General features: G+C 71.2%; 20 protein-coding genes. 9 read left to right on the top strand and 11 right to left on the bottom strand.

The genetic code is table 11. The features are described 5' to 3' along the window. Positions 1-90 precede the first annotated feature (90 nt). Complete coding sequence (locus ACH4YP_RS13130; RefSeq protein WP_398490600.1) at positions 91-924, bottom strand: AraC family transcriptional regulator; 834 nt, start codon at positions 922-924, stop codon at positions 91-93. Positions 925-1272: 348 nt separating this feature from the next. After that, the gene (locus ACH4YP_RS13135; RefSeq protein WP_361068112.1) at positions 1273-1722 is read right to left on the bottom strand and encodes an ATP-binding protein; all 450 of its coding nucleotides are present in this window, start codon (positions 1720-1722) and stop codon (positions 1273-1275) included. Between the two features lie 113 nt (positions 1723-1835). Between ACH4YP_RS13135 and ACH4YP_RS13140 the strand changes: the two genes are divergently transcribed. After that, complete coding sequence (locus ACH4YP_RS13140) at positions 1836-2672, top strand: Scr1 family TA system antitoxin-like transcriptional regulator (protein ID WP_398490601.1); 837 nt, start codon at positions 1836-1838, stop codon at positions 2670-2672. Beyond that, positions 2669-2932, top strand: a complete 264-nt coding sequence (locus tag ACH4YP_RS13145; protein WP_398490602.1) for a DUF397 domain-containing protein — start codon at positions 2669-2671, stop codon at positions 2930-2932. Before ACH4YP_RS13140 ends, ACH4YP_RS13145 begins: the two co-directional genes overlap by 4 nt. Here the strand turns inward: ACH4YP_RS13145 and ACH4YP_RS13150 are convergent. Both ACH4YP_RS13150 and ACH4YP_RS13155 read right to left on the bottom strand, forming a co-directional pair. Further along, complete coding sequence (locus ACH4YP_RS13150) at positions 2907-3407, bottom strand: hypothetical protein (protein ID WP_398490603.1); 501 nt, start codon at positions 3405-3407, stop codon at positions 2907-2909. The genes ACH4YP_RS13145 and ACH4YP_RS13150 overlap by 26 nt on opposite strands. Continuing rightward, the gene (locus ACH4YP_RS13155; protein ID WP_398490604.1) at positions 3404-5131 is read right to left on the bottom strand and encodes a PHP domain-containing protein; all 1728 of its coding nucleotides are present in this window, start codon (positions 5129-5131) and stop codon (positions 3404-3406) included. The genes ACH4YP_RS13150 and ACH4YP_RS13155 overlap by 4 nt, the downstream gene beginning before the upstream one ends. Positions 5132-5387: 256 nt before the next feature. Here ACH4YP_RS13155 and ACH4YP_RS13160 point away from each other — a divergent pair, with 256 nt between their 5' ends. Next, complete coding sequence (locus ACH4YP_RS13160) at positions 5388-6713, top strand: jacalin-like lectin (RefSeq protein WP_398490605.1); 1326 nt, start codon at positions 5388-5390, stop codon at positions 6711-6713. 136 nt (positions 6714-6849) lie between these two features. On the opposite strand, the gene ACH4YP_RS13165 is transcribed toward ACH4YP_RS13160, so the two are convergent. From ACH4YP_RS13165 to ACH4YP_RS13175, 3 genes are read right to left on the bottom strand one after another with little or no spacing between them, the layout of a single operon-like run. Then, positions 6850-7275 carry a hypothetical protein gene (locus ACH4YP_RS13165; protein WP_398490606.1) on the bottom strand — a complete coding sequence of 142 codons (426 nt, stop codon included), beginning with the start codon at positions 7273-7275 and terminating at the stop codon, positions 6850-6852. Positions 7276-7299: 24 nt separating this feature from the next. Then, positions 7300-8478, bottom strand: coding sequence for a GDSL-type esterase/lipase family protein (locus ACH4YP_RS13170; protein WP_398490607.1), 1179 nt, complete (start codon positions 8476-8478; stop codon positions 7300-7302). A 4-nt stretch (positions 8479-8482) separates the two neighbouring features. Next, the gene (locus ACH4YP_RS13175) at positions 8483-9058 is read right to left on the bottom strand and encodes a TetR/AcrR family transcriptional regulator (protein WP_398490608.1); all 576 of its coding nucleotides are present in this window, start codon (positions 9056-9058) and stop codon (positions 8483-8485) included. Between the two features lie 71 nt (positions 9059-9129). Here ACH4YP_RS13175 and ACH4YP_RS13180 point away from each other — a divergent pair, with 71 nt between their 5' ends. Then, positions 9130-9621: an FBP domain-containing protein gene (locus ACH4YP_RS13180; protein WP_398490609.1), complete on the top strand. Its 492-nt coding sequence runs from the start codon at positions 9130-9132 to the stop codon at positions 9619-9621. A 45-nt stretch (positions 9622-9666) separates the two neighbouring features. Here the strand turns inward: ACH4YP_RS13180 and ACH4YP_RS13185 are convergent, their stop codons facing one another. Continuing rightward, positions 9667-10539 carry a helix-turn-helix domain-containing protein gene (locus tag ACH4YP_RS13185; RefSeq protein ID WP_398490610.1) on the bottom strand — a complete coding sequence of 291 codons (873 nt, stop codon included), beginning with the start codon at positions 10537-10539 and terminating at the stop codon, positions 9667-9669. A gap of 251 nt (positions 10540-10790) precedes the next feature. Between ACH4YP_RS13185 and ACH4YP_RS13190 the strand changes: the two genes are divergently transcribed. From ACH4YP_RS13190 to ACH4YP_RS13205, 4 genes are all read left to right on the top strand, one after another. Continuing rightward, complete coding sequence (locus ACH4YP_RS13190; protein ID WP_361066285.1) at positions 10791-11732, top strand: alpha/beta hydrolase; 942 nt, start codon at positions 10791-10793, stop codon at positions 11730-11732. Positions 11733-11824: 92 nt separating this feature from the next. Beyond that, positions 11825-12403 (top strand): WHG domain-containing protein, encoded by a 579-nt coding sequence (locus ACH4YP_RS13195; RefSeq protein WP_361066282.1) that lies wholly within the window; start codon positions 11825-11827, stop codon positions 12401-12403. Between the two features lie 138 nt (positions 12404-12541). Further along, complete coding sequence (locus tag ACH4YP_RS13200; protein ID WP_361066280.1) at positions 12542-13930, top strand: hypothetical protein; 1389 nt, start codon at positions 12542-12544, stop codon at positions 13928-13930. 16 nt (positions 13931-13946) lie between these two features. Beyond that, positions 13947-14672 carry a hypothetical protein gene (locus tag ACH4YP_RS13205; protein ID WP_361066305.1) on the top strand — a complete coding sequence of 242 codons (726 nt, stop codon included), beginning with the start codon at positions 13947-13949 and terminating at the stop codon, positions 14670-14672. Positions 14673-14675: 3 nt separating this feature from the next. Here the strand turns inward: ACH4YP_RS13205 and ACH4YP_RS13210 are convergent, their stop codons facing one another. After that, positions 14676-15101 (bottom strand): NUDIX hydrolase, encoded by a 426-nt coding sequence (locus ACH4YP_RS13210; protein WP_361066277.1) that lies wholly within the window; start codon positions 15099-15101, stop codon positions 14676-14678. 70 nt (positions 15102-15171) lie between these two features. Further along, positions 15172-15981 carry an isocitrate lyase/phosphoenolpyruvate mutase family protein gene (locus ACH4YP_RS13215; RefSeq protein WP_398490821.1) on the bottom strand — a complete coding sequence of 270 codons (810 nt, stop codon included), beginning with the start codon at positions 15979-15981 and terminating at the stop codon, positions 15172-15174. Positions 15982-16332: 351 nt separating this feature from the next. Here ACH4YP_RS13215 and ACH4YP_RS13220 point away from each other — a divergent pair, with 351 nt between their 5' ends. After that, a complete protein-coding gene (locus ACH4YP_RS13220) occupies positions 16333-16755 on the top strand; it encodes a hypothetical protein (RefSeq protein ID WP_398490611.1) in 423 nt (140 codons plus the stop codon). A 9-nt stretch (positions 16756-16764) separates the two neighbouring features. Here ACH4YP_RS13220 and ACH4YP_RS13225 read toward each other — a convergent pair whose 3' ends face one another. Continuing rightward, entirely contained in the window at positions 16765-18546 is a 1782-nt protein-coding gene (locus ACH4YP_RS13225; protein ID WP_398490612.1) for a DUF2264 domain-containing protein, read from the bottom strand. Positions 18547-18558: the final 12 nt, after the last annotated feature.

Consider the following 18558-nt stretch of genomic DNA (forward strand, 5'->3'; position numbering starts at 1 on the left):
CCCTGGTCCCTGACAGATGTCAGGGACCAGGGCCTCCCGGACCTGCCTACAGTGCGGGGCGACGAGTACGGGAGAGGCCCTGGTTTTCGGTCACCGCTCCCGTCGCAGGTCGCGGGCCGTCGTGCCGTACTGGGACTTGAGGGCGCGGGCCAGGTGGCGTGGGTCGTGGAGGCCCCAGCGGGCGGCGACGGCGGCTGTCGTACGGCCGTCGTGGGCGGGATCGAGCAGGTCGCGGCGGATGCGGTCGAGGCGTTCGCCGCGGAGCCAGGCCGCGAAGGGGGCGCCGGTGCGGTGGAAGAGGCGGTGGAGCTGGCGGGCCGAGATGCCGTGGGCCGCCGCGACCGAGTCGACGCACAGGGACGGGTCGGAGATGTGCGCCAGCGCGTAGACGCGGATGCGGTCGACCAGTTCGGTGGCCGTGTCCGTCCGGCCCGGCTCGGTCCCCGTGAAGGCCGCGAGGAGGAGCGACACCAGGGCGTCTCCCGCGTGGGCCTGCGCCGGTCCAGCCAGTTCGTCGAGGTGGCGGCCGAGGCCCTGGAGGAACGTGGCGAACACCGCCTGCGCACCGGCGTCGGCGGGCAGGCGGCGGGCGGCCCGAGCGGCCACCGCGTCGGCGTGCCGCCCCAGTTCGGTGCGCGAGATGCCGACGGCCATGACGTCACAGCCGTCGGCGACGGCTAATCGGTACGGGCGTGTCATGTCGAAGACCACGAAGTCGCCGCTGTGCGCCCGGGATTGGGTTCCTCCCTGGTCCGCGGCGGCGGGCTCGGGCGTCCTGTGCAGCGTGATCTTCAGCAGTTCGGGGTCGGTGGACGAGATCGCGCGCGCCGACCGCTGGACCAGATGCCCTGAGCCACGGATCCGCGCCACCGCCGCACGTCCGACGACCGCCGCGTCGATGTCGGCCCGGAACTCGTTCGGCACACCCCCGGGCCCAACTCCCGACCCAACTCCCGTACGGGTCAACGCTTTTGGCGCCGTCACCGCGAGTGGCGCGAGGACCGTCGACGCTGCCGTCTGTAACTCGCCGACAGTGGCCTGGCGTACGTGTAAGGCGCCATCGCTCATGGAACCGCTCCCTGACTCGCCCGGGCATTTATCGGTATATCGATTGACGTACCTGAGGGTTACCCGGTTTCTGGGCGCGAATCGGCGACGGGCCGGGCAGGAAGTGGAGACTCGTCGCGCCTCCGCTTCCGTACCTTCTTTCTGGGGGAGCGACGTCGGCTGGGACCCTCACCACAGTTCCAGCCGGCTGCTCCCTCACCGGCGTCACCGGCCCGGCACCCGGACCTCCGCCCACACCACCTTGTACGTCCCGCCCAGGCACAGGTCCGTGCCCCACCGCTCGGCCAGCGCGGCCACGATCAGCAGCCCGCGCCCGCCCTCGTCCGACGGCTCCTGGAGCACCGGCCGCCGCTCGGTCCGCCCGTCGGCCACCTCCACGCGTACGACGTCCCTGGCGTCCTCGGAGTCCCGCAGCACCAGCCGTACGCGGAAGTCGCGGCCTCTCACCCGCCCGTGCCGCACCGCGTTCGCCGCGAGCTCGGCGACCACCAGCGTCACGGCCTCGCTCGCCTCGCTGTCGTAGGCGAACCCCCACACGTCCATCCGGTTCGCGACCAGCCGCCGCGCGAGCCTGGCCCCTCGCGGGGTGCAGCTGAAGAGCTGCGTGAACGTACGTACGGTGTCGGGTACTTGGACCCGGATGTCTCCTTGCATGGGTCAACGGTCCCGGGGCGAGGGGCCGTCGACCAGCTCCGCCACTCGTACGCTGCGCGCCGTACGAGTTCACGCTGTGGACAGTACGGGTGACGGTCCGTGACCATGTCTCAATGACCAACAGCACGACGAACGAGCCCGAGCCGTCGGACAGTTTGAAGACGTTCGGGCTGGTCCACAAGGCTTTCCGCAAGCGGGCGGGTCTGACGCAGGAGGAGTTCGCACCGCTGGTGCGGTACCAGCCGTCGACGGTGGCGTCGATCGAGCAGGGGCGCCGCTTACCGCCGCGGGTGTATGTGGAGCGGGCGGAGGAGGTGCTGGATGCGTTCGGTGTGCTGCGGGCCGCTGCCAAGTACGCGACTCGGCAGCCGGGTTTGGCTTCCTGGTTCCGCAAGTGGGCGGACTTGGAGGAGCAGGCGATCAGTCTCTACACGTACGAATGCCGGGTGATTCCAGGCCTGTTGCAGACGGACGCGTACGCACGAGCGGTGATCTGGAGCGTGCCGCTACGGCCGACCGATGAGCAGGTCGAGCAGCGCGTGGCCGCGCGTTTCGCGCGGCAGGAGCTGCTGAGCACGTGCCGGGAGCGGCCCACGACTTTCAGCTTCATCGTCGAACAGGCCGTCCTGGAACGGCATACGGGCGGCGAGGACGTGACACGGGAGCTGATCGACCACCTGCTTGACGTGAACGCCCGGCACTGGAACGTCGAGATCCAGCTGATGCCACTCCGGCAGCCCGTGCACGCGGGTCTCGACGGCCCCATGCACTTGCTGGAGACCCCCGAGAACGAATGGCTCGCCTACGCGGAAGGTCAGAAAACTGGCCACCTCATCAGCGATCGTCAAGCGATCAGCGTGCTCCAGCAGCGTTATGCCAAGATGCGCTCACAGGCTCTCACGCCAGACGACACGGTGAGCCTGCTCCAGCAGATGCGAGGGGCGCCATGAGCACGAGCATGACCCAACTGGCCTGGTTCAAGAGCAGCTACAGCGGCTCGGAGGGCGACGACTGCGTCGAAGTGGCCTTGGACTGGCACAAGTCGACGTACAGCAGTGGCAGTGAAGGCGACTGCGTCGAAGTCGCCGCCTCCCCCGTCGCCATCCATGTCCGCGACTCCAAGAACAGCCGCGGGCCTCAGCTCGCCCTCTCCCCCGACGCCTGGGCGGGCTTCATCTCGTCGGTCAGTGGTCCGCGCAGCACGGCGTAGGGTCCGGGACCTCGAACGGGACCAGTACCCCTCCCACCGCAGGCATGAGGGTCAGGACGAGTTCGCCGTCCTGCCACTGTGGGCGGACATGATCCCTCGTCACCACCCTTTGGTCCGGCGGGGGTTCAGCCGCCGACCCCAGCACGGTGACGCGGTCGATCGCGGAGTTGGACAGCAGCTCCGCGACCGTCAACGTGCCGGTCAGGGCAGCCGCCCCCGGGTAGACGACGGCCCGGCCCACCGCGTCGGGTGCGCCGGTCGTGACCTCGTACCCCTTGGCCGTGAGCAGTCGCGCGGCCTCTCCGGACGCCGTCGTGAACGACAGCACCACCCTCGGCCGCTCCCCGCGTACCAGGTGGGTGCAGCCGAACTCGCCCTCCGGGAGGGCGAGTTCGGCTGCCAGCGCCAGCAGCAGGTGGTCTGCCGCGCGCAGGTCGCGTACGTCGGTGTCGACCGTGATGACGTACCGGTTCACGCGGGCAGGACCCACACGGGGTTCGAGTAGAACCACAGGTCGTTCCACGGGTCGGCGTCGCCGACGACGTCGATCGCGGGGCCCGCGGGGTCGACGGCCGCGCCCCGCGAGCCGACGGCGGACCGCTTGCCGTCGGAGCCGCGCAGGCGGACGTACAGGGGGCGGTCGACGCGGCCGAGGGAGTACGTGATCCGGGCGGTGCCGGTGGACTTGTCGACCTGGTACGACTTGACGACCTTGGCGGTCGGCGCGGTGAAGGTGTCCTTGTCGGCGACGGGACCGGTGACGTCACCCTGGATGACATCGACGCGGGCCAACTTGGGTGTGAAACCTGCCCAGTTGGGGCCGTCGGCGAGGGCGATGTCCACGGTCAGCGTGACGTTCGTGCCCTTCTTGACGTGCAGCGCGCCGCCGAGGGTGGCCCAGCGGCTGCCGCCGGAGAGGCGTACGTCGAGGCCGCTGAGGAGCTGGCCGTGGTCGACCCAGACGCGGCCGGCGCGTATGCCGTCCATGACGGCGGCGTACGAGAAGCCGTCGGAGCCGACGTGGGTGCGGCTGTACTGGCCGGGCCAGTAGTCGCCCTGGGTGATGTCGATCTTGCCGCCGTAGACCGGGTCGTCGTAACGGCCGTTGGTGTTGAAGTCACCGCCGCCGCGCGCGGCGGTGTCCGCGTAGACCTGGTGCGAGTCGGAGTTGGCGCTGATCCACCAGGCCTTGCCCTCGGCAAGCAGGCTGTCCCACAGGCCGCCGACGGTGGCAGTCATCCAGTCGAAGCCGCCCCAGGTGCGGTAGCTCTCCGGCGGGTAGCCGGCGAAGGAGTCGACGCTCGGGTTGTTGTCGTAGATGCCGCGGGCCCGGCCCATGCCGAGGGGCGCGGGCAGACCGGCTGCCTGGTGGCCGGGCGCGCCCTCGAAGCCGACGGCGATCTGGTGGCTCGCGGGGGTCGCGTCGCGCCAGGCGCGGATCTCGTGCGGGGAGTCGACACCGCGACGCGCCGGGTGGTTGGCGAGCATCAGCGCGTCCTTGACCTTGCGCCGCTTCACCTGGTCGCCGAGGAAGGCGAGACCCGCGACGGCGAGCGCCTCGTTGGCGGGCGAGGAGCCGGAGGCGTTCTTGACGCTGCCGTCGTAGTCGGTCTCGAACTGCTTGAGGACGGAGACCTCGTTCTTGCCGGGGTGCACGAAGACCGTGCCGTGCTCGGCGCCCGGGATGTTCCACTCCAGGCCCTGGAAGACGAGGGTGTCCTCGTAGGCGTCACGGGCCGCCTTGATGTCCGGATTGACCTTGTCCACACCGATCTTGGCGTGCGCGACGCTGCCGTGGTCGGTGATGACCAGCCAGTCCATACCGTGCTTGGCACCCTGGCGGACCTGGTCGGCCACGCGGTACTTGCCGTCGCTGCTGTACTGCGTGTGGATGTGGTGGTCACCGGCCAGCCAGAGAAAGCCCTTCTTTCTCCGGCCACCGGACACCGGCCGGGTGGCAGACGCCGACTGGGCAGCGGCGGCCGTCCCGCCCGTCGCGCCGCCGAGGACTCCGGCGGTCGCCAGTCCCGCGCCGAGCAGACCCGCGCGACGCAGCATGGAGCGGCGCGACCGCTGGTCGGGGGTCAGGGCCTCGTCGGGTACGGAGGTGTCGAAGGCGGCGGGAAGGCTCGTACCGCCGTCATGACCGTGGTCGTGGTCGTGACGGTGGTGATGCCCGTGTCCGTGGCTGTGCCCCATGTCGGCCTCCTGTGTCCGGCGCCGCAGGTGCGGACGCGCGGTATGGAGACTCGATGCGAAACATGAACTTCGGACGACGCCGGAGTGATCACAGGGCGACCCTGGCGCGGCAGCTCGCCTCGTCTTCAACTGTTCCCCCAACTGCCCTTGTCCGTCACACTGGTTGACCGCGAACCTGAACAATGTTCAGATTCCTCCGCTCTTCCCGTTCTCCCTGCTCTCCCCACTGTTTCCTCGGACTGGAGACATCCCCACCATGAGAAGACTCATCGGCTCCCTGATGGCCGGCGCGTTGGCCCTCGCCGGTCTCACCGCCGTCGCCTCGACGCCCGCCGCTGCGGCCGCCCCCTCCTCCGGCACCTTCAACGTCCTCACGTACAACGTCGCCGGTCTCCCGGAGGGGTTGAGCTCCGGCAACCCGGAGAAGAACACCCCGCTGATCTCCCCGCGTCTCGCGGCGTACGACATCGTCAACGTGCAGGAGGACTTCAACTACCACGCGGCGCTGTACGCGGGCGACAACCACCCGTACCGCACGGCGACCAGTGGCGGTGTGCCCTTCGGCGACGGGCTCAACACCCTCTCGGACTACGCGTTCGACGACTTCGAGCGGGTGCGGTGGAACGACTGCACGGGCACCAACTGCCTTACGCCCAAGGGCTTTTCGCTCGCGCGGGTCCGGCTGGCCGAGGGCGTCTTCGTCGACCTCTACAACGTGCACACGAACGCGGACGACACGGACGAGGCCCACGCCGCCCGCCGCAAGAACGTCGAGCAGCTCTCGACCTTCATCACCGCCAACTCCTCGGGCAACGCGGTGATCGTCATGGGCGACACCAACACCCGCTACACGCGCGCCGGCGACAACATCCGCCTGCTGTCGACCGCGAACGGCCTGACGGACGCGTGGGTCCAGCTGGCGCGCGGCGGCAACGCCCCGGCCCAGGGCAGCGACGCGATCGTCTGCCCCACCACCGCGCCGACGAACGACTGCGAGGTCGTGGACAAGGTCCTCTACCGGGGCAGCGACCTGGTGAACCTCTCCGCGAGCCGCTACAACAACGAGTGGGCGAAGTTCCTGGACTCGGCGGGCGGCAACCTCTCCGACCACTTCCCGCACACAGTCGACTTCTCCTGGACGCTGCCCGCCGAGCTCCGGGCGAGCGACACGTTCGGCGGCCCGCACGGCACCGCCTTCAACGACTCGGACGACCTCCCGGCCACGCCCTCGCCCCGCACGCTGACACTGCGCGGCGGCTCCCGCCTGGACTCGGCGTCGCTCACCCTCGACGGCGGTACGCCCCTGACCCACGGCGGCACGGGCGGTACGGCCGCCTCGCTCACCCTCGCCACCGGTGAGCACCTCACCTCGGTCAAGGTCACCCGGGGCCAGAAGGACGGCCGGACCAGGGTCTTCTCGGCGGCCTTCACCACCGACAAGTCCCGTACGGTGACGGCCGGTTCGGCCACCTCCGACGCGGTGACGTACACGGCTCCGACCGGCTGGCAGATCGTCGGCTTCACGGGCCGCTCCGGCGACGAGATCGACAAGCTGGGTGTGGTGTACGCACCGATCGGCTGATCCCGTCGGCGACGTCCCGACACCGGCAAACCTCCGCCCGGACAGGTGCTGTACGGCCTGTCCGGGCGGCTGTGTGTGCGGGTGCGGGCGGGCTGTTCAGTGGGCTCGGCTCGTGGTGGCCGGTTCAGGTTCAGGTTCAGATCCTCCAGCCCAGCAGGGGGATGCGCATTCCGGTGAGCAGGCCCAGGAACATCACCAGTGAGAGGGCCAGGGCCACGGCGAGACGTACGACGATGACGTCGTCCAGGGCGCTGCGCAGACCGGGCGGGGCGACCCTGCCGAGGAGCCAGGTCACCGGGACCGAGCAGGCGAAGACCAGGGCGAGCAGCTCGATCTGCTGGTCACCGGCGGGCTGGACCGGGGCGCTGGGATCGAGGTCGTAGCCCTCCGCGTACATCGCGAAGGCGAGGACCTTCCAGCACAGGGCACAGAAGAGCGTGGCGGCGGCTTCGACGGGGACGAGACGCGCCCGGAGCCCTTCCGGGAGGTGTGACAGCAGCATGGTCGCCTTCGGGGACTTGGGGATGCGAGTAGTGACGGGGGACGGCGGGGACACTGTCACGGCTGCCGCTCCTTCAACAACTGGTCAGCCGGCCCTGGTTGCGAACGGGCCGCCGTCGCCGAACGCGAGCCGTGCGAAGTTCTCGCCGATGCGGCGGTGTCCGGCGGGGTCGGGGTGGACCTCGTCGGGCAGCGGGAGTTCGGCGTAGTCCTTCTCGCCGTAGAGGTCGCGGCCGTCGAGGTGGTGCAGGTTCGGGTCGTCGGTCGCCCGTTGTTCGACGATCCGGGCGAGTTCGTCGCGGATGATGTTGAGCGTCAGGCGCCCGGCGGCGCGTTCGGCGGGATCGCCCGTGGCCTTGAAGCGCAGGGTGACGCCGTCGAAGTCGGGCGCGAGGGGGCCCGGGGTGTCCTCCTGGACCGGGCACAGGACGGGGGACACGAGGAGCAGCGGCGTGGTCGGATGCCCCTCGCGGATGGTGTCCAGGAAGCCGTGGACCGCGGGGGTGAAGGCGCGCAGGCGCATGGCGTCGGTGTTGACGACGTTGATGCCGATCTTGAGGCTGATCAGGTCCGCGGGGGTGTCCCGTATCGCACGGGCGGTGAACGGGTCGAGCAGCGCGCTGCCGCCGAAGCCCAGGTTGACCAGTTCCACCCCGCCCCTGCTCGCGGCCAGGGTGGGCCAAGTGGCGGTCGGGTGGGTGGCGTTGGAGCCGTGACTGATGGAACTGCCGTGGTGCAGCCACACCTTGCGGCCGTTGTCCGGCGCCGGCTCGACGGGGGCGTCGGTGCGCAGGGCGATCAGTTCGGTGATCTCCGTGTGCGGAAGCCAGATCTCGATGTCCTTGTCACCCGCGGGCAGTTCGGCGAACCGGGCGGTGCCGGCGGGCCCCTCGGTCAGTTCGGCGGCCTGGGTGACCATGTCGACGATGGTGTGTACGTTGCCGCCGGTCACCGTGGTCTGGGCGGCGAGGCGGCCGTCGACGAGCAGGTCGTACACGCCGTCCGCGGGGGCCGGGAAGCCTCGGTGGACCCGCTTGGTGGGCAGTGTGTCCAGTTCGATGGTGGTGGCCCTGGTGCGGAAGACCAGCCGCACGCCGGAGGGCTGGGCCTCGGCCACGGCGAGTTGGTCGTCGGGGATCTGCCGGCGGGCCCGGGCGGGCAGGCGGTGCGGCAGCAGGCCGTGTGGGGTGGGTTCCAGGTCGAGGAAGCCGCGCAGGATGTCCGCGGTGACAGGTGTGGTGATCCAGTCGTGTCCGGTGTTCATCGCCTCAGCCTCGGGTCGTGGTCCAGGTGCGCAGCAGCGTGTCGAGGGAGTCCAGGGTCCAGGCCCAGGACTCCTGCGAGGGGACGGCGGTGTGGCTGAAGCCTCCGGCCATCTCCAGGCTGACGTAGCCGTGGAAGACGCTGCCCAGCATCCGGACCGCGTGTGTCTGGTCGGGCTCCGTCAGGTCGTAGCCGCGCAGGATCGCGCGCGTCATCTGCGCGTGCCGCACCCCGGCGCCGGCGGCGGCCGTCTCGGGGTCGAGCCTGAACCGGGCGGCGTCGTAGCGGCCGGGGTGCTCCCGGGCGTAGTCGCGGTAGGCGTCCGCGAAGGCGGCCAGGGCGTCCTTGCCCGCCCGTCCGGCTACGGCGGCGGCGACCCGGTCGGCGAGTTCCTCCAGCGCGAGCAGGGCGATCCGGGTCTTGAGGTCGTGCGAGTTCTTCACGTGCGAGTACAGACTCGCGACCTTGACGTCGAACCGCCGGGCGAGCTCCGAGACGGTCACCCGGTCGAAGCCGACCTCGTCGGCCAGCTCCGCCCCCGCCCGGGTCAGGCGCTCCGTGGTCAGCCCTACTCGAACCATAACCATCCTCCCTATCCCCGAGAACCATTATGCATTTGCCTAATAGTTTTAGGCAAATTAGCCTACCTCACATGAGACCGCTGACCGAGCAAGAGATCCGTACCGCGTTCGTGAACTGCACCAAGGGCGAGGCGAAGCGCCTGTCCGTCCCGCGCGACCTGGCCGAACAGCCGTGGGACGAGCTGGACTTCCTCGGCTGGCGCGACCCCCAGGCCCCCGACCGCGCCTACCTCGCCACCGAGCTGGACGGCCGCCCGGTGGCGCTCGCACTGCGCGGCACCGGTGCCGCTTCCGGGCAGACGCGGCGCAGCATGTGCTCGATATGCCTGACCATCCACACCGGGGGTGTCTCGCTGATGGTCGCCACGAAGGCGGGCAAGGCGGGGCAGCAGGGCAACTCCGTGGGCGCCTACATGTGCAGCGACCTCGCCTGCCCGCTGTACGTGCGGGGCAGGAAGGACGCGGGCGTCGGCGCGCGGCTCCGCGAGTCGCTCACCATGGAGGAGAAGATCCAGCGGACCCTCGCGAACCTCGGCGCGTTCATCGCCAAGGTCACCGCATAAGGCAGCCGACCGCGCGAAGCAGTCTGCCGGGCAGGTCTCCGGCGTCTAGCGGTCCGCCACGGAGTCGCCGGTGGATCGCGCGGCCCAGGAGGCGAGGATCCGCAGCCGGTCGTGGCTGGGGGTGTCGGGCTCGGCGGTCAGGGTGATGAGCTGCTGGTCGGGATCGGCTGTGCAGGTGAGGAAGGACCAGTCGAGGGTGAGCTCCCCCACGATCGGATGGTTCAGGACCTTCGTGCCCGTGCCCTGGACGGCGACGCGATGGGCGCCCCACCAACGCCGGAAGTCGGGGTCCTGGAGCGACAGTTCTCCCACCAGTTCCACCAGCCGCGGGTCCTTCGGATCCCGGGCGGCCTCCATACGCAGCTGCGCCAGGCTCGTCTGTGCCACCCAGTCCCAGTCCGGGTACAGCGCCCTGATGGCCGGGTCGCGGAAGACCAGCCGTACGAAGTTGCGCTTGTTCTCGGGAATCCGCGCGAAGTCGGTGAACAGGGCGGCGGCCATGGGGTTCCAGGCGAGGATGTCCGTGCGGCGGCCCAGGACGACGGCCGGTGTGGTGGCCAGGTCGTCCAGCAGGCGCCGTAGCTGTGGCTGGACCTTCTGCGTGGTACGCCGACGGGGCCGGGCGGCGTCCTTGCCCGACAGTTCGAACAGGTAGGCACGCTCGCTGTCGTCGAGCCGGAGAACACGCGCGAGGGTGTCCAACACCGGTTCGGAGGCCTGGCGGCGGCCCTTTTCCAGGCGCGTGTAGTAGTCGGGGCTGATCGACGCCAGCAGGGCCACTTCCTCCCGGCGCAGCCCCTTGACCCTGCGCCTGCCGCCCGGCGAGTCGGGCAGCCCGACCTGGGCCGGGCTCAGCTCCATGCGCCGCGCCTTGAGGAAGGCACCCAGCTCGCTGTGGTGCGCGTTGCCGCTGCTCATAGGTACGAGTCTTACAGAGAGAAGTGCCCGTGACAGGGGGCCTGACGTGTCCCAGGACAGGGTTGTCCGGGGACAGAAGACGCCCCTTATCCGCCCGCGTATCGAGTGCGAGCGTCGGTGAAGTGACCGGCTGACGGACCGTCCGCGAGGCGGGAGGCCCCGCCGAAGGCAGCCGCCCCGTCCGCGGTCACGGCACACCGGCACCCGCACCCGCACCCGCACCCGCACCCGCACCCAGGAGACGCAGAGATATGAAGGCCAACGTCACCTTCCCCAGCAACAACCTCGCCCTCGCCGGGATTCTCTTCACCCCCGACGACCGCCTCGATGACCGCCTCGATGACCGCCTCGGCGGCCGGTTGCCCGCCGTCGTCATCTCCCATCCGGGAGGCGGCGTGAAGGAGCAGAGCCCGAGCATCTACGCGGAGCGGCTGGCCGCTGCCGGGTTCGCCGCGCTCGTCTTCGACGCCGCCCACCAGGGCGAGAGCGAGGGCGAGCCTCGCGGTCTGGAGAACCCGTTCCAGCGGGCCGAGGACATCAAGTCCGCCGTGTCCTGCCTGACCACCCGTGACGACATCGACCCGGACCGCATCGGGGCGCTGGGCATCTGCGCGTCCGGCGGTTACGTCCCCTACGCCGCGCAGACCGACCACCGCATCAAGAGCGTCGCCACGGTCAGCGCCGTGGACATGGGCTCGGTGATCCGTGAGGGACTGGGCCGCACGCAGGACCCGGCGGTCCTCCGGGCCATGCTCGACCGGGCCGGTGCCCTGCGCACCTCGGAAGCGCGCGGCGCGGCCCCGCAGTTGGAGGCGTGGATACCCGACAACGCCGAGGAACTGCTGGCGACGGCCACCAGGCAGTTCCGGGAGACGGTCGAGTTCTACCGCACCCCGCGCGGCCACCACCCCCGCGCGAACCGGGGATGGGTGCTGCGCAGCGTCGATCTGCTCGCCCAGTACGACTCGTACGCGATGATCCGGCTCATCTCGCCCCGTCCCCTGCTGATGATCGCCGGTTCGGAGGCGGAGACCGCCTACTTCAGCCGGGAGGCGATCGAGCGGGCGGACGGGCCGAAGGAACTGTTCGTCATCGACGGCGCCACCCACATCGACCTGTACGACAAGGACGAGTACGTCACCCCCGCCGTCGCCAGGCTCACCGAGTTCTTCGGCAAGCACCTGGCCGGCTGACCGCCCGCGCCCCGGGGCCGGGATCCGCCGCCTTGCTACCATCTCCAGGTTTTTACCTATAACCCCTAGGAGAAGGAAGAAGGTGGTCGACGATGGCCCGTGCCGGGATCACGGCCGACCGGCTCGTCGAGGCCGCCGCCGATCTCGCGGACGAGGTCGGCTTCGAGAGCGTCACGCTGTCCGCGCTGGCCCGGCGGTTCGGCGTGAAGGACGCGAGCCTGTACTCGCACGTCAGGAACCTGCACGACCTGCGCACCCGGGTGGCGCTCCTCGCGGGCGGCGAGATGATCGACCGGATCTCCACGGCGGTGGCCGGGCGGGCCGGCAAGGACGCCCTGGCGGCCTTCGCGGACGCCTACCGTGAGTACGCGCTGGAGCGGCCGGGGCGGTACGCGGCCACCCAGATCCGTATCGACCAGACCCTCGTCGCCGCCTCCCCCGCCTTCGCCCGGACCGCCGAGGTCACGTACGGGATGCTTCGCGCGTACGGCCTCGACGAGCCCGATCTCACCGACGCCGTCCGCCTGTTGAGGAGCACCTTCCACGGCTACTGCGCCCTGGAGGCCTCCGGCGGCTTCGGCGCCGCCCGTGACGTACAGACGTCCTGGAACCGGACGGTGGACGCGCTCCATGTGCTGCTGGAGAACTGGCCGACGACGAGTGCCCCGTAGCGCACGGGGGACCGCCCGACCAGCCCCCACGAACTCGCGTCTTTCACGCACGAGTTGCCCTACCCCAGGTGCCCCCCTGACCACTTAGACTGGAAACTTCGCCGGTTTGAGATGCCGCCCTGGGGGAGGGAGCGCGCAGTGTCCCAACAGCAGCTCCGACGCGGGCCGTCCAGGCCGGATCCCGATCCGCACCTGCCCCATGGCCCGCGCCCCGCGCGAATCGTGCGCTGGCTGGGCGGGCTCGGCTGCGCGGCCGCCGGCTACGCGGTGTTCCAGTCCCTGGTCGGGGTGCTGCCGGACAGTATCGACGGGGAGTCCGCGCGGTACGCGATCGCCGTGGTGAGCGGCCTCGCGACGGCGGTGGCGGCCTGGCTGTCGGCGGCGCTGCTCCGGTCCCGGTACGCGGACAACTCCCCTGTGCCGCCTGAGCCGTTGGCAGTCTCCGCCGCGGCTCTGTCGGGGCCGGGACCGCTCTCCGCGCTCTTCTCCGCCGCGTACGACACCCTCGCCGAGCAGGTCTGCGTGGTCGACGACCCGGTCCGCGGGCTGCTCACCGGATGGTCGCACTCCCTCGGCGAGAGCGGCCCCGGCCGGCCGACCTCGGTGGGCACCGCGTACGGCCTGCACATCATGCTCGACCTCGGGATGCCCGAGGGCCGGATCGGCGCGGGTGACCTGGTGGACACGCTGTGGCGGCTGCGGCTGCCCGACGGCGGCTGGTCGGCGCGCTCGCAGGGGTCCGAGGCCCGCCCGGAGGTGACCGCCCTGGTGCTTGGCGCGCTGGCCCGGGCGGGTGCCTCGCGGGAGCGGCTGGTGGCCGAGGTGGCGCACTGCGAGGCGGGCTTCACTCACGAACTGGACCGTACGGGGCGGGAGTTGACGCATGTCGTGACGACCGTGCTGCGCGGTCTGCTGCGTGCCGCGCCCGGTTCGGACGCGCTGCCGCTGCTGCGGGACGCGCTCGTCGAGGGCGCGGTCACCGATCCGCGTCGCCAGCACCGCCGTTGCTGGGGCTACCGGCTCGCGCCGTTCCACGGCCCGCCGTCGCCGCTGCACACCGCGCAGGCCGTGGTCGCCCTGGACCGTGCGGCCCGGGTGCTGGGCGGCGAGAGCGCCAACGGCCGCGCGGCCCGCGAGGACGGCGTGCGCTGGCTGCTGGCCTGCCCGGACGCCCCGCACGACGCGTGCCTGGATCTGGCGAACCTTCGCGAGGAGGTGCGCAGGCCCCGCACCGACGACCCGTCCCGCCACGAGGTCCTGAACGTACGGCACTTCACCGCCTCCTGGATCGTCCGCGCCCTGCTCACCCCCGGCGCCCGGGACATCGCGCGCGAGGACGGCCTGGAGGACGAGTGGCGGGAGCGTCTGAACGGCGCGGTGAGCGCGGTGTGGGCGGGACAGACGGACGGGATATGGACCTGGGTCCACGACGACACCAGCGAGCTGCGGCGCCCGATGTGGATGGCATATCAGGGTCTTTCGGCACTGCGGGCGCATGCCGTATGGGTATACCAACCGCATGGCTGAGACGGGAGAAGCGTGCATGGGTGGTCGGCAGGTCCAGGCGGCGCGGAGGCTGCTGGCCGAGGCGCTGGACGGCGAACTGCCCGAGCACGAACGGGTGTCGGCGGCCCGCTCGGTCGTCGCCGAACTGGGCTCCCCCGACCGCCTGTTGGAGCTGACCGCCGAACTCGCCTCCGGCGAGGGCGATCCGGAAGGCTGCGCCCGCCTCTCGTACCGCCATGTCCTCGGCTTCGACAAGCTCCTGCTCGTCGACGGCGGACCGCACCACATGCTGCGCGCCCATCTGTGGCACGCGGGACGCGGGGCGATCGGCAAGGAGGACATCCACAACCACCGTTCCCCGCTTGCCTCTCATGTCGTACGGGGGCGGCTGGCGATGGAGCTGTACGCGCCCCGGGAGGGCGGCGGCGTCGAGGCGGACCGTTACCGGGAGTCCCTGGCGGACGAGTCGGCCGACTGGCTGCTGGAGCCGACGGGTCCGGCGCGGCTGCACCTCACGCAGGTCGCGGAGTACACGGCGGGCAGCACCTACGCCCTTCCGGCGCACACCCTGCACCGCGCGTGGTGCGACACCGCCGAGCCGACGGTGACGCTCTTCCTGGAGACGGGGAGCGGACGGCGGCAGCACACCGACGTGTTCACGGCGGCGGGGCCGCATCCGGGGGCGGTGCCGAAGGTGCCGCTCGACGTGGCCGACTATCTGGCCGAACTCGGCGCGCTGGCGGAGTTGCTCAGAAGTACGTGAGAGTCAGAAGCCCGTGGTGAGGGCCTGTCGGACGATGTCCAGGTTGTACGCGTCGATGTCGACGCTGTGCAGTTCGGCGGGGCTCAGCCAGACGTACCGCTGATCCGGCTTCTGGAGGGTGATGTGCCAGGAGAGGGGCCTGACCAGGAAGTTGTCCTGCCAGTTCTTGATCTCGCGCCCCTGGTACTCACTCACGAACGACGATTCGCCGACCTTCCGGACGACCTCGCCGAGAAGGCCCGTCTCCTCCTTGAGCTCCCGCAGCACACCGTCCGCGGAACTCTCGCCGGGCTCCAGCTTTCCGCAGGGAACGCCCCACACCAGGGGCAGGAACCGCTCGGTCTCGCTGCGGCGCACCAGCAGCACACGGCCTTCGTGCATCACGACGGCGGCGGCCAGTCGCTTGTCGCCGGGGATCTCCATGTCCATGGTTCCTCGGTCTCTCGCCGGTCGGAGTCCAAAGGGTTCTATACCCACGAAAGCGTCAACGGTACCAGGGTCACCCAAGGACGTCCGGTCGTTCTGAGGCCGGCCGTACGAGCGCCTGCACCTCTCCGTACGTCGGTGCCGCCCCGTCGACGGACCGGCCCGCCCGGATCAGGGCCGCCGTCTCCACCGCCGCGCCCAGGGCCCTGCGGTAGAGGAGCGAGCCGAGGCTGATTCGGCGTACGCCCAGGTCGGCGAGTACGGGCACGGTCGGACCCGTCGGCGAGTAGAGGATGTTGAGGGGAACGTCCAGGGTCTTCAACAGGGCGGTGATCCGGGACGGTTCGGAGAGGCCCGGCACGAACACGCCGTCGGCGCCCGCCTGTTGGTAGGCGTCGAGGCGGCGGTTCGTGTCGCCCATGTCACCGCCGTCATCGCCGTTGCCCGGCCAGTAGGTGTCGGTCCGGGCGTTCACGAACAGGCCCGGTACGGCGGACTTCACCGCCGCGATCTTCGCCGCGTGGAGTCCGACGGGTGCCAGGGTGCCGTCGGGGCGGCCGTCCTCCAGGTTGATGCCCACGGCCCCGACGGCGGCCAGTTCGCGGGCCACCGCGGCGACCTCGTCCGGGTCGTCGCTGAAACCGCCCTCGGCGTCGACGGAGAGGAGGAACGGGCCGCTGCCCAGCGCGAGGGCCAGGTTCAGCGTCGCGTCGCGGGTCGCCGCCGCCCCGTCGGGCAGTCCGGCGGCAGCGGCCACTCCCAGGCTGGTCGTGCCGACCGCCGCGAAGCCCTGGGCGGCCAGGGCAACCGCCGAGGCGTGGTCCCAGGCGTTGGGGAGCAGCAGCGGGGTCCCGGCGTGGTGGAGTGCGGCGAAGGCGGTCACGACGTGCCGCCCAGGTCTCCTACGGGCTTCCGCCGGATCGCGGTCGTCGGTGGCCGGGGCGTCCTCCCCGGAGGCAGCGGACACCGCAGGCGCCGCGGGCGCTGCGGGGCGGCGGAGGCGGAGGCGGAGGCCGCCGAGACTGCGGGTGTTTCCGGTTCCCCAGCTACTGCGCGTGCGTCGGACGTGGTCATACGGCAACGCTAGAGGCGGAACGCTTCGGCGCCGGCCGAACGGTCCGGGACCCCGGGCGGCCCGAGGCGGACCCGCTCTCTCCGTGCAACCCCTGCCGGGACCGGTGCGTCTCAACGAGCGTCGGCACCCCTGCGTGCCCGGTACAGGGAGGGCGGCGCGATGGCCGGCGGTGGGAAGCACGGTTTCGTCCGGAGCGTACGGCGGCTCTTCTGGCTGCCCCTGGACATGCCACGCCGTCCGGCCGCGGCGCCGCCCCTGGTGCGGGCGTGGCTGTTCGCGCTGGCCGTGGGGGCCCTCTTCGCGGTGTTCACCCCGGACGACGACGTCCTGACGCCGTCGATCATGACGGTCGTCGTGTGGGTGGCCGCGCTCGACGACGTGGTCAAGGGTGTGCGGCACCGCTGGGCGGCCTTCCTGATCTCGGGGGCGGCCTGCTGGGGTCTCGCCCGGCTCCTGTCCGCGATGGTGCCGGATCTCGACGATTCGCACTGGGGCGAGTTCGCCGCCTTCGCTCCGGCGACGGCGGTGTTCGTGGCCGTGTTCGTCGGGATCACCCGGCTGCCGCAGAACCCACGCCTGTGACCCGCGTGCTCAGCCGCCCGGCCGGACGGCCCCGACCTCGACCGCGCCGTCGTCCAGCCGGGCCCGCACCTCGCCCCCGCCGCTCCAGCGGACGTGGATCGTGTGCGTCCCGTCCACGACGGTCACGGCCACCGACTCCCCCAGCGGGGCGGGCTCCGGCTCGGCGGTGAGACGGGCGAGCGCGACGAAGAAGGTGTCCGCGGCGGTCGTGGCACCGGCCAGGCCGTCGCTTGCCCTCAAGTCGTCGGTTGCGTCTAAGCCCTCGGTTACGCCCAAGCCGTCGGTTTTGCTCAACAGGCCGTGGACGGGCAGGAGTTCGGCCCGCGCGCCACTCTCCCCCACCGCCCATCCGGTGACCCGTACCGCCGTCCCCTCGGGCGCGCTCGACACCCGGAACGCCCGTACCTCCACCGCACCCTCGGCCAGCACGAGGCTCGTTACGCGGGCACCGGAGGCCGTCGTGTGCCGGGAGGCCACCCAGCCCTCGCCCACGCCCAACGGCTCGATGCCGGTACGGCTCGGATCGTCGCCCACGACCACGCTGTTGTCGTACGACGGTGAGGGCGTCGTCACCGTCGAGTACGCGAGGCGCGTGTAGTACGGGTCGTAGCGGACGTCCTCGCTGCCGTGGTTGTGGAGGCGGACGAGCCCGTCCGAACGCGTCGACTGCAGCAGCCAGTTGGGGGCGGCGACGGCCGTCACCGCGTCCGCCCGCTCGACCGGTCCTGGTTCCTCCTCCGCCGTCCACACCTCGTGGTCCGGCGGCAGCAGCAGGCCGAGGAAGCCCTTGCTCGCCCAGTAGGGGGAGGCGGGGCCCGAATAGCCTTGCAGAACAGCCGAGTTGGGGCCGTGCCAGCCGAGGGTCAGCAGCCCGCGGTCGTCCACGGCTCCCCGGTCGAGGAAGTACTTCAGCGCACCGGACGCCAGCCGCCGCGTCTCGCCCGGCGGCAGGGGCGTACGGCCGGAGAGCGCGCCCAGCCACAGGGGGGCGGTCGTCGCGAAGCGGTACGTCAGTGAGCGGCCCTGGTGCATCGGCACGCCGTCGCCCCCGAACAGGCGGGCGTAGTCGGCGAGATGGGCCGAGAGACGGCCGCCGTAGAGGTCCAGCAGCCGTTCGTCGCCGGCCAGCCAGGCGTGCAGCACCGGGTACAGGTGCATGGCCCAGCCGTTGTAGTAGTCGAAGGCCCGGCCGTCGCCGTCGGTGTACCAGCCGTCGCCGACGTACCACCGCTCGATGCGGTCGAGGCCCCGGTCGATCGCGGCGCGGGACAGCGTGGGCTCGTACCCGATCTCCTCCAGGAAGCCGCCGACCGTCACGGGGAACAACTCCCAGTTGCAGGGCCAGGGTTCGGCCGTCAGCGCGTCGCCGAGCCAGGCGGCGGCCCGCTGCCGTACGCCGTCGTCGAGGCGGTCCCAGAGGAGAGGCCGGGTGAGACGCAGGGCGAGGGCGATGGAGGCTGCTTCGACGAGTGGCTGACTGCGGTCCTCGATGCGCGGCCAGACGCCGGCCGTTCCGGCGTCGAGGCCTTCGGCGTACCGCTCCAGGGCCTTCTCGTCGCGGCGGAAGGCCGCCAGCATGAGCGTACGGGCGTATCCCTCCAGGCCGTCGGAGAGGCGGCCCGACCAGCTCGTGTGCTCGCCGGGCAGGTGGTAGAGGGCGCGGTCCCCGGTCGCGTACGGTTCCACGGCCGCGAGCAGGGAGTCGGCGGCTGCCTCCCAGTGGGCGCGCGTGTAGCCGGTGTGCGGGCTGAGGGTGCGGTCCTCGGGGACTCCGGCGGGGCCTGCGGACATCGGTCGGGCTTC

The sequence above is a fragment of the Streptomyces sp. NPDC020747 genome (assembly GCF_044334695.1).
In the GTDB taxonomy this organism is placed as follows: domain Bacteria; phylum Actinomycetota; class Actinomycetes; order Streptomycetales; family Streptomycetaceae; genus Streptomyces.